This is a genomic window from Streptomyces sp. NPDC001514, assembly GCF_053597075.1.
Genome location: NZ_JBSFHO010000025.1, coordinates 110727 through 119191, shown reverse-complemented (window position 1 = coordinate 119191; position 8465 = coordinate 110727). Strand labels below are relative to the sequence as shown.

7 protein-coding genes and 1 pseudogene are annotated in these 8465 nt (G+C 70.2%); 6 read left to right on the top strand and 2 right to left on the bottom strand.

Annotated features, from left to right (window positions below):
* Positions 1-284 precede the first annotated feature (284 nt).
* Together ACWCXB_RS24865 and ACWCXB_RS24860 are read left to right on the top strand one after the other, a co-directional pair.
* Positions 285-2348, top strand: a complete 2064-nt coding sequence (locus ACWCXB_RS24865; protein WP_450725687.1) for a Hint domain-containing protein — start codon at positions 285-287, stop codon at positions 2346-2348.
* A 13-nt stretch (positions 2349-2361) separates the two neighbouring features.
* Positions 2362-2622 carry a hypothetical protein gene (locus ACWCXB_RS24860; protein ID WP_450725686.1) on the top strand — a complete coding sequence of 87 codons (261 nt, stop codon included), beginning with the start codon at positions 2362-2364 and terminating at the stop codon, positions 2620-2622.
* A 504-nt stretch (positions 2623-3126) separates the two neighbouring features.
* On the opposite strand, the gene ACWCXB_RS24855 is transcribed toward ACWCXB_RS24860, so the two are convergent.
* A complete protein-coding gene (locus ACWCXB_RS24855) occupies positions 3127-4305 on the bottom strand; it encodes an NADH:flavin oxidoreductase (RefSeq protein ID WP_450725685.1) in 1179 nt (392 codons plus the stop codon).
* Positions 4306-4409: 104 nt separating this feature from the next.
* On the opposite strand from ACWCXB_RS24855, the gene ACWCXB_RS24850 reads away from it, so the two are divergent.
* Both ACWCXB_RS24850 and ACWCXB_RS24845 read left to right on the top strand, forming a co-directional pair.
* Positions 4410-4847: a MarR family winged helix-turn-helix transcriptional regulator gene (locus ACWCXB_RS24850; protein ID WP_450725684.1), complete on the top strand. Its 438-nt coding sequence runs from the start codon at positions 4410-4412 to the stop codon at positions 4845-4847.
* Positions 4840-5095: pseudogene (locus ACWCXB_RS24845) on the top strand (IS110 family transposase); the annotation flags it as partial. The gene ACWCXB_RS24850 and the pseudogene ACWCXB_RS24845, both read left to right, overlap by 8 nt.
* A gap of 222 nt (positions 5096-5317) precedes the next feature.
* Here ACWCXB_RS24845 and ACWCXB_RS24840 read toward each other — a convergent pair.
* Positions 5318-6766: an MFS transporter gene (locus ACWCXB_RS24840; protein ID WP_450725683.1), complete on the bottom strand. Its 1449-nt coding sequence runs from the start codon at positions 6764-6766 to the stop codon at positions 5318-5320.
* 70 nt (positions 6767-6836) lie between these two features.
* Here ACWCXB_RS24840 and ACWCXB_RS24835 point away from each other — a divergent pair, with 70 nt between their 5' ends.
* Together ACWCXB_RS24835 and ACWCXB_RS24830 are read left to right on the top strand one after the other, a co-directional pair.
* Positions 6837-7316 carry a winged helix-turn-helix transcriptional regulator gene (locus tag ACWCXB_RS24835; RefSeq protein ID WP_450725682.1) on the top strand — a complete coding sequence of 160 codons (480 nt, stop codon included), beginning with the start codon at positions 6837-6839 and terminating at the stop codon, positions 7314-7316.
* Positions 7317-7882: 566 nt separating this feature from the next.
* Positions 7883-8329: a PAS domain S-box protein gene (locus ACWCXB_RS24830; RefSeq protein WP_450725681.1), complete on the top strand. Its 447-nt coding sequence runs from the start codon at positions 7883-7885 to the stop codon at positions 8327-8329.
* The last annotated feature ends 136 nt before the right edge of the window (positions 8330-8465 follow it).

Here is an 8465-nt window from a genome sequence, read left to right as displayed (position 1 = left end):
ACAGGCCCACGCAGTGCACGTCCTCCGCGAGCGCGGCATTGACGATCTGCTCAGGTGTGAGCCGGATGCCCTGGTAGACCACCTCGAACCCCGCGACGCGGGCGAACAAGGCCGAAGCGGCTGCTGCCGCGGCCAACGCCGCGGCGAACCGGGCAGAGGCGGAAGCGGCCCTCACGCACGCAGCTGCCCAGCGCGCCGACCAGAAGGCCGCGGAGGCCACGGCCCAGGAAGCCCGCGCCGGCATCGCCGCGCACGAAGCCGCCCGTCTCGCCGGGCTCGCCGCCATGGAGGCGAACAACTCCCTCCAGGCCGCGAATCGCACCAAGGAGGAGGCGCAGGGCGCCGTCCGCGAGGCGGCCATGGCGCGGGTCCAGGCCACCATCGCCGTCAAGGCGTCCGCTGCGGCCCGCAGCACGGCCGCCGGTATCGCCGAGCCGGCCAACACGGCCATCGAGCTGACCGCGCCGTTCGCCGGCAAGGACGTCGACGCCGACTTCGCCGCCGCGGTCGCCGCTGCGGCGGAGGAGATGGGTGCGGAGCAGGTCGCCTCGGCCGAGGCGAAGGCTGCGGAGGCCGTGAAGGCCGCCGAGGCCGCCGAGGCCGCGGCCAAGCGGGCCAACGCCCAGGTCGCCCCGGCCTTCAAGGCCGCTGCGGACGCGGCACGTTCCTCCGCGAACGCCGCACGCTCCGCTGCGGCTGCCATGAAGTCGGCGGCGCAGGCCGCCGAGGAAGGTGCCAAGGCCCGCGCGGCCGCGGCACGCGCCAACCAGGCCGACGCGCAGGCCCAGGCCGACGCGAAGCTCGCCCGCCAGGCCGCCAACCAGGCCTACGCGGACGCGACTGCGGCCCGCAACGCTGCCAACCAGGCGGAGGCGGAGGCGGCCCGTGCCCGGGGCGCTGCCGCTGAGGCCGACAGCCACGCGGTGGCCGCGAACAGCGCCGCCAGCCTGGCGGAGCACGAGGCGAGCGTCGCCCAGGGCGCTGCCACCCAGGCGGAGAAGGACGCCGGGGACGCGAACAAGTTCGCGGAGTCGGCCGAGGGCCACGCCAAGTCGGCGGAGGCCGCGGCGAAGAACGCCAGCACGTACGCCCACGAGGCGGACGAGGCGGCGAAGAAGGCCGAGGAGTACCAGCGCGAGCAGGAACGCAAGGCCCGCGAGGCGGCGGCGAAGGAGGCGGGCACCAAGACCGGTGCTTCGAAGCTGTCCAAGCTGGACGAATGGGCGCTGAAGAAGGCCGGTCTGTCGCCGGAAGAGTACGAGAAGTGGCGTGCCTTCGCTGACAAGGACCTCAAGGACTTCCTCCTTGAGGAAGGCGGCGAGATCCTCGTCGACCTCCTCTTCGGCGACATCAAGGACTGCTTCAGCGAGCCGAACATCGAAAGCTGCTTCTGGGCCGTGATCGGCGCCCTCCCGTGGGGCAAGGCGCTCAAAATCATCAAGGAGATGCCGGCGGTCGCCAAGGCCATCTCGCGCGTGGTGGGTGGCATCGACGACTTTCTGAAGAACTCCACCAAGGCCAAGAAGTTCATCAGCGAGAGCGAAGAAGCCCTCAAGAAGTTCCGCAAGACGCCCGACTGCCCGGTCAAGGTCGACGACGAGCCCAACAGTTTCACATCGGACACCCGAGTGGTGACTGCTGATGGCTCGCCCGTACCGATCGCGCGCCTACAGGTCGGGCAGCGGGTTCTGGCGACCGACCCCGCATCTGGAAAGACCGAGGCCCGTGCAATCACCAGGGTGATCGTCGGCGAAGGCCGCAAGGACATGCTCCAGGTCACCGTCGACACCGACGGCGCGGCTGGGGATGCGATCGACACGGTCACGGCCACGGAGGGGCACCCGTTCTGGGTGGACAACCGAGGACGGTGGCTCAGGGCTGGTGAGCTCAAGGCCGGAGACCTGCTCCGCACGCCCGAAGGCCAGTTGCGTGAGGTGGTGCACACCCGTGCGTGGAGCGAGGTCCGCAAGGTCTACAACCTCAGCGTCGACGGCATTCACACCTACTATGTCCTGGTGGGTGGGGCTGCGGTCCTGGTCCACAACACAGGCGGTATGGAAGGTTGCGGTGACGCCGCCTACCAGGGCGTTCTGCACATCCGCGAGGAGGCCGAGAAGGAGCGGAAGGCGGGCAAGCCCAACAACCACGAACTGGGTATGACGGACGACGAGTTGGCTGACTACCTCGATGGCTTCGCAGGTCGGGGCGACGGCAAGGCCCTGAAGACCGGTGGTGTCGGCTGGTACGACCCGGTGCGCAAGGTGACCGTGATCCAGCGCAGTGAATACTCGATGACCGCGTTCAAGGAGTCTGCCGACGACTTCGCGAAGCGCCAGGCCAAGGACTAGGTGGTGGCTTCAGATGCATGCAGCTGAACGTGACGGCCGGATTGTGATCTCACTCCCTCCCGCTGAACTGCTACGGATCTCGGGAGTCTTGGCTGAGTCGCTGTCCTTGTTGTCACGACCGGAGTTCTTCATCCGAACCGGCTGCTCCAAGCCGAACGTGGAGGCACTTGTCCGGCTGCTCGAGGATGTCGCTGGGGGCGAGGCCCAGGAGGTCGAACTCGATGTCCTCGCCGGCGTGGAAGCGGACGAGAATCCGCGACGACCGAGGCGATGAGCTCCGAGCCGGACACCCTTTTGTGACGGCATCACGATGAACTGCGGCGGGCACTCGTGGGAGTGCCCGCCGCAGCTATTTTCCCCCGCCTCTGAGCCAGGCCGGCCACGCCCCGCCCGTCTGCACCGCTGGCGTCGTGCCGTCGCGGTACGGGCCGGTCGGGCCGGTCGGGCCGGTCGGGCCGGTCGGGCCGGTCGCTGTCGGGCGGGCCGGTCGCTGTCGGGCGGTAGGTCCAGGTGTATTGATCACGAGCGTTGTTGACACTGGCCGGGCTCGCCACCTGCGCCGCCTTCCTCCGCAGGGCCGCGGCCTACTTCGCCGCATCGGGCATTGACCGCATCGAGCGGGTCCTGACAGAGGACGGCCTGACCTGCAACGACAGGAGGGCACCGGTGAGAACCGGTGCCCTTCGTCATACGAGGCTGCTACGTCCGCCACCGAGGCGTAGTCGATGGACGGAAGTCACGCGGATTCGATCCCTTCGACGGGGCCAACCGGGTACGCCTAGCTCAGCGTCTTCAGCGCCGCCGCGTCGTACGGCTTCAGCTCCTCGAGCCGGTCCCCCAGGACCTTCGCCGCCCACTCCGGGTCCTGGAGCAGGGCGCGGCCGACGGCGACCAGGTCGAACTCGTCGCGCTCCAGGCGTTCGAGAAGGTTGTCGATGCCCTGGACCGGGGCGCCCTCGCCCGCGAACGCGCGTATGAAGTCGCCGTCGAGGCCGACCGAGCCGACGGTGATGGTGGGCCTGCCGGTGAGCTTCTTGGTCCAGCCCGCCAGGTTCAGGTCCGAGCCCTCGAACTCCGGGAGCCAGTAGCGGCGGGTGGAGGCGTGGAAGGCGTCGACGCCGGCCGCGGCGAGCGGGGCCAGGATCGCCTCCAGCTCCTCCGGGGTCTCGGCGAGCCGCGCGTCGTAGGCTTCCTGCTTCCACTGCGAGTAGCGGAAGATCACCGGGAAGTCGGGCGAGACGTTCTCGCGGACCGCGGCCACGATCTCGGCCGCGAACTTCGTACGGGCCACGGGGTCGCCGCCGTAGGCGTCCGTACGGCGGTTCGTCCCCGACCACAGGAACTGGTCGAGGAGGTAGCCGTGGGCGCCGTGCAGTTCGACACCGTCGAAGCCAATGCGCTCGGCGGCCGCGGCGGCCTCGGCGAAGGCACCGATGACGTCGTCCAGGTCGCGCCGGGTCATCGCCTTGCCAGTGCCCTCGGTGCCGTCGACGCGGATGCCGGAAGGGCCGACGGCGGGGGCGTCGGCGTAAGGCGCATCGCCCGGCTTGCGCACCATGCCGATGTGCCACAGCTGCGGCACGATCGTGCCGCCCGCCGCGTGAACGGCCTCGGCGACCTTCGCCCACCCCGCCAGCTGTTCCTCACCGTGGAATCGCGGCACACGGTCGCTGGACCCGGCCGACTCGTGGCCGACGTAGGTCCCCTCGGTGACGATCAGGCCCACACCCGCGGCGGCGCGACGGGCATAGTACGACCGCACCTCCTCATCGGGGACGCCGCCCGGGGAGAACATGCGCGTCATCGGCGCCATCACGATGCGGTTCGGGACGGTCAGGCCGTTCAGCGTGACGGGCCGGGACAGGATCTCGGCCGCGCGGGAGGCGGAGGACGCAGTGACGGTCTGTCCGGAGGGCCGTGCGGATGCCCTGTGCTGTGCCTGAGACACGGAACTCATTCCCAACTACTTAAGAACATGGAAGCTTGAGAACACCAACTAATGGCTTTACGGTAGACATCAATATTTGAGATCGTCAAGTTTCTGGCTGTATGGTGGATCACATGTCAGGACCCCCGCGCGTTGGCACGGGCCAGCTCATGGAGCTGCTCTCGGTGTCGCTCGGCGCCTACCACGGCGACTTCACGGCCGCGGCCGCCCGCGAGAAGCTCACGGCCAGCCAGGGCAGGACGCTCAGCGTGCTGCGCCACGGCCCCGCCGCGATGCGCGTGCTCGCCGAGACGCTGGCCTGCGACGCCTCCAACATGACGGGCATCGTCGACCGCCTGGAAAAGCGCGGCCTGGTCCGCCGCGAGCCCAGCCCCGGCGACCGCCGCGTCAAGAACGTCGTCATCACCCCCGAGGGCGAGCACTCCATCGACACCATCCGCGCCAACATGCACACCACACTGGTGGGCCTGGCCACGCTCGACGACAAGGACCGGGCCACCCTGTACGCCCTACTGGACCGCGTCTTCACGGCCCGCCCCGCGGACGCCTGATAGGCCCGCGTCCGGATGCGAGGTCGCATACCTGCCCGGGCCGCGATGCGCCGGATTGCCGACCTCTACCCCAGCGAGGCCAAGACCAATGCCCACGATGGCCATGTGATCGCAGACGCCGCCCGCACCATCCCCACACCCTGCGCGCTCACGAACTCGCCGACGAGATCGCGGGCCGGCTCACCGTGCCGACCAGCTTCGACCAGGACCTCGCAGCCGAGGCCATCCGCACCAGCAACTGGTGCCGGCCCCCGGGCGTTGCAGACCGCGGGTCGTGACCGTGGATTCACCACCCGCTCGATCGAGCCGTCGACCGCTGGCGAAGAAGCTGTCGCCGCCCCACGCACATCGGCTGTGACCCGCTTCGGCGTCGATCACGCCCGGCGGCGTCGCGATGGTCGCGACAACCGTGCGGAAAGGCCCTTGCCCTGGCACCCTGGCGCAGACCTACGTGCGGATTGCATGGTCGGTCAGGACGCGTCCGCCAGAGCCTGCGCATCCGCCTCGGGCTCCTTCGACGCGGCGGACGCCGTCCGGCCCGAGCCGCCCCCACGGCTGAGGTGCACACCGATCGCCGACGTCGCCAGGCCCAGTACGGCGGCTGCGCACCAGACGATCCGGAAGTCGTGACGTGAGGCGGCACCGACGTGGGAGCCGACCACCGCGACCAGGACGGCGACGCCGACCGTGGTCGAGATCTGGCGGACGGAGTTGACCAGCGCCGACCCGGTCGCCGCACGGTGCCCCGGCACGGCGTGCACACCGGCGGCCACCAGAGTGCCCAGGGCCAGACCGACACCCGCACCGGTCAACAGTTGGTTGGGCAGCAGGTCACGCAGATAGTCCGGCCTGACGGACGCGAAGCACGCGAACCAGACCATGCCGCCGGTGAAGAGCAACCCGCCCGTGGCGACCAGCGGTCCGTGCCCGAAGCGCTGTGCGGCGCGGGCGGTCAGAAGGGTGACGACGGGCACGAGGGCGGGACCGGGGGCCAGGGCGAGACCGGTGCGCAGCGCGCTCCAGTGCCAGACTTCCTGGCACCACAGCACGTTCGACAGCAGCATGATCGCGAAGGCGACGCCGAACACGAGGCTGCCCGCGTTCGCCGCTCCGAAGCGCGGCAGCCGCAGCAGGTCCAGCTCGAACAGCGGGCGGGGGTGCCGCAGGGACCTGTGGACGAACGCGGCGCCGCTGATCACGGCAAGGGCCAGGAGCAGTACGGTCCTGCCGCTCGTCCAGCCCCAGTCGGGTGCCTGTACCAGCGCTCCGGACAGCGCCGCGACCGAGGAGATGACCAGCAGGGCGCCGAGGAGGTCGGGCAGCGGTCCGGCCTCCCGGGCGGCCGGCTTCGGCAGGACCGATCGGCCGGCGACGAGCGCCGCGATGCCGATGGGCAGGTTGACGGCGAAGACCCACCTCCAGTCCACCTCGGTCAGGAGGCCGCCGGCGACGGGCCCGGCGGCCGCGGCGAGTCCGCCGACCGCAGCCCAGGTCCGGGTGGCCTGGGTACGGCGCTCGGCCGGCACCGTCGCCAGCAGCAGGGCCAGGGACGTCGGAATCTGGGCGGACGCCCCGACGGCCTGCACCACCCGGGCCACGACGAGGGTCCCCAGGTTCGGGGCCAGGGCACAGCCCAGCGACGCGAGGGTGAAGACGGCGATCCCGGTGAGGAAGACCGGCCGCTGGCCTATGCGGTCACCGGCACGCCCGGCCACCACCAGCAGCGCGGCGAAGGTGATCGTGTAGGCGTTGAGGACCCAGGACAGCGAACCGAGGGTCGCGCCCCTGCCGCCCCCGGAGAAGTCCTCTCCCATGGCCGGAAGCGCAACGTTGACGATCAACAGATCCAGGTTGGTCATGAAGACGGCCACCAGCACGACTGCCGCGGCCGCTCGAGGGTGCTTTGAAAATCGAAGCATAGTAGCCATGGCGCAAGCCAAGCACAGGGTGATTTGGAAATCAAACCCTGCCCGGGTGATACTGGGGGCTGTGACCACGCGCATCGATCCCCAGGACATGGCCGGACGCCCCTGCTCGCTCGCCGCCGCCCTGCAGATCGTCGGCGACCGATGGGCCCTGCCGGCGATCCGCGAGGTCATGCTCGGCAACCACCGGTTCCGGCAGATCGCCAGGAACACCGGCGCCCCCACGGACCGCCTGGCGGCACGCCTTAAGGCGCTGGTGGAGAGCGGCGTCCTCGAGCGGCGCCCGCTGCCGGACGACGCACGCTACAGCGGCTACTACCTGACGGAGGCGGGGCGCGATCTGGGGGGCATCACCCGCGAGCTCATCGGCTGGGGCGACCGCTGGATCGTCACCGCGCCGCCCAGCCGGATCCGTCACCGGGACCACGAACTCGTCACCCACACGGTCTGCGAGACCTGCGGCGAACAGGTCCACGGCGAGGACGTCCACCGGGAAGAGCTGACCCCCGGCTGGGACGCGTCCGGCCCGGTGCAAGCCCCGTAGACCGTGCGATGGTCGTCGATCCCGCCCCGGAACGGGCGTGTGATCTCGACGCGGCCGTCGGCCCGGAAGGTCGCGCGGATCTCCGGTCGTTGCCCTTGATCCGCTCGTCCAGGGCCAGGAGTTGGCGGACCAGGTCGCGTACCGGTTTCGCACCGACGAGCGCCTCCGCGAACCGCACCCGACCGGCACCCCACGCCAGGACGTCGCTGTTGGGCTGTGCACCGGCCTGGCGCAGCGTCCACGGTGGCCGGGCCCACCAGCACGCTGCCGAGGGCGCTCGCTATCGGGTCACCGCCTGTCGGCCGGGCGTGCGGCCGCCGTGACACGCACCTCTGACGAGGCGTCACACTCAGAGCCGCGGGCGGATCTCCAGCCGGGTGGGGCCGACCCCACCATGTCCCTGATCCGCCGGTATCCGCCGGTAGTGCGGCGAGGACATCGCCGTAACGCCCGCCCGGCCGAGCGGTATTGGGCGTCGGCCCGAACCCCTGGCGGGACTGTATTCTGTATACTATCGTGCTCACGCTCACCAATGGATTGCCCTGTTGCCCCAACTCGGAGGAGACATGGAAGATCTGGATCCCAAGGTGGTTCTGGGCATGACGGCCCAGGCACCTGACGGCGTAGTGATCATCGACCGGGAAGGACTCATCCGTTACTGGAACCACGGTGCGGAGCGGATCTTCGGGTTCTCGGCGGCCGAGGTCGCCGGACGCAGCCTGGACGTGATCATTCCCGAACGGCACCAGCAGCGTCACTGGGACGGTTTCGAGAAGTCCATGGCCAGCGGGACCACCAAGTACGGGGACGACGATCTGCTGAACGTGCCCGCTGTGGGCGCCGGCGGAAAGAAACTGTCGATCGAGTTCAGCGTGGTGCTCCTCAACGACGCGGACGGCCGTCCGGGTTACGTCGGGGCGGTCATCCGGGACGTGACCGCGCGGCGTGCCCGGGAGCGCGAGTTGTACCAGAAGGTGGCGGCCGCCAAGGCGGAGCAGGCGGCGACGGCCTGACCTCCGGCCCTCCAAGGCCGTCCAAGGCCAAGGCGATGAAGCCCCCGTGCCGGTCCGGCACGGGGGCTTCGCCGTACGGAGTCCCCCACGCCCGCGTGCCCCGCGCACGAGGATCGCGCGGGGCAGCCGTGAGACG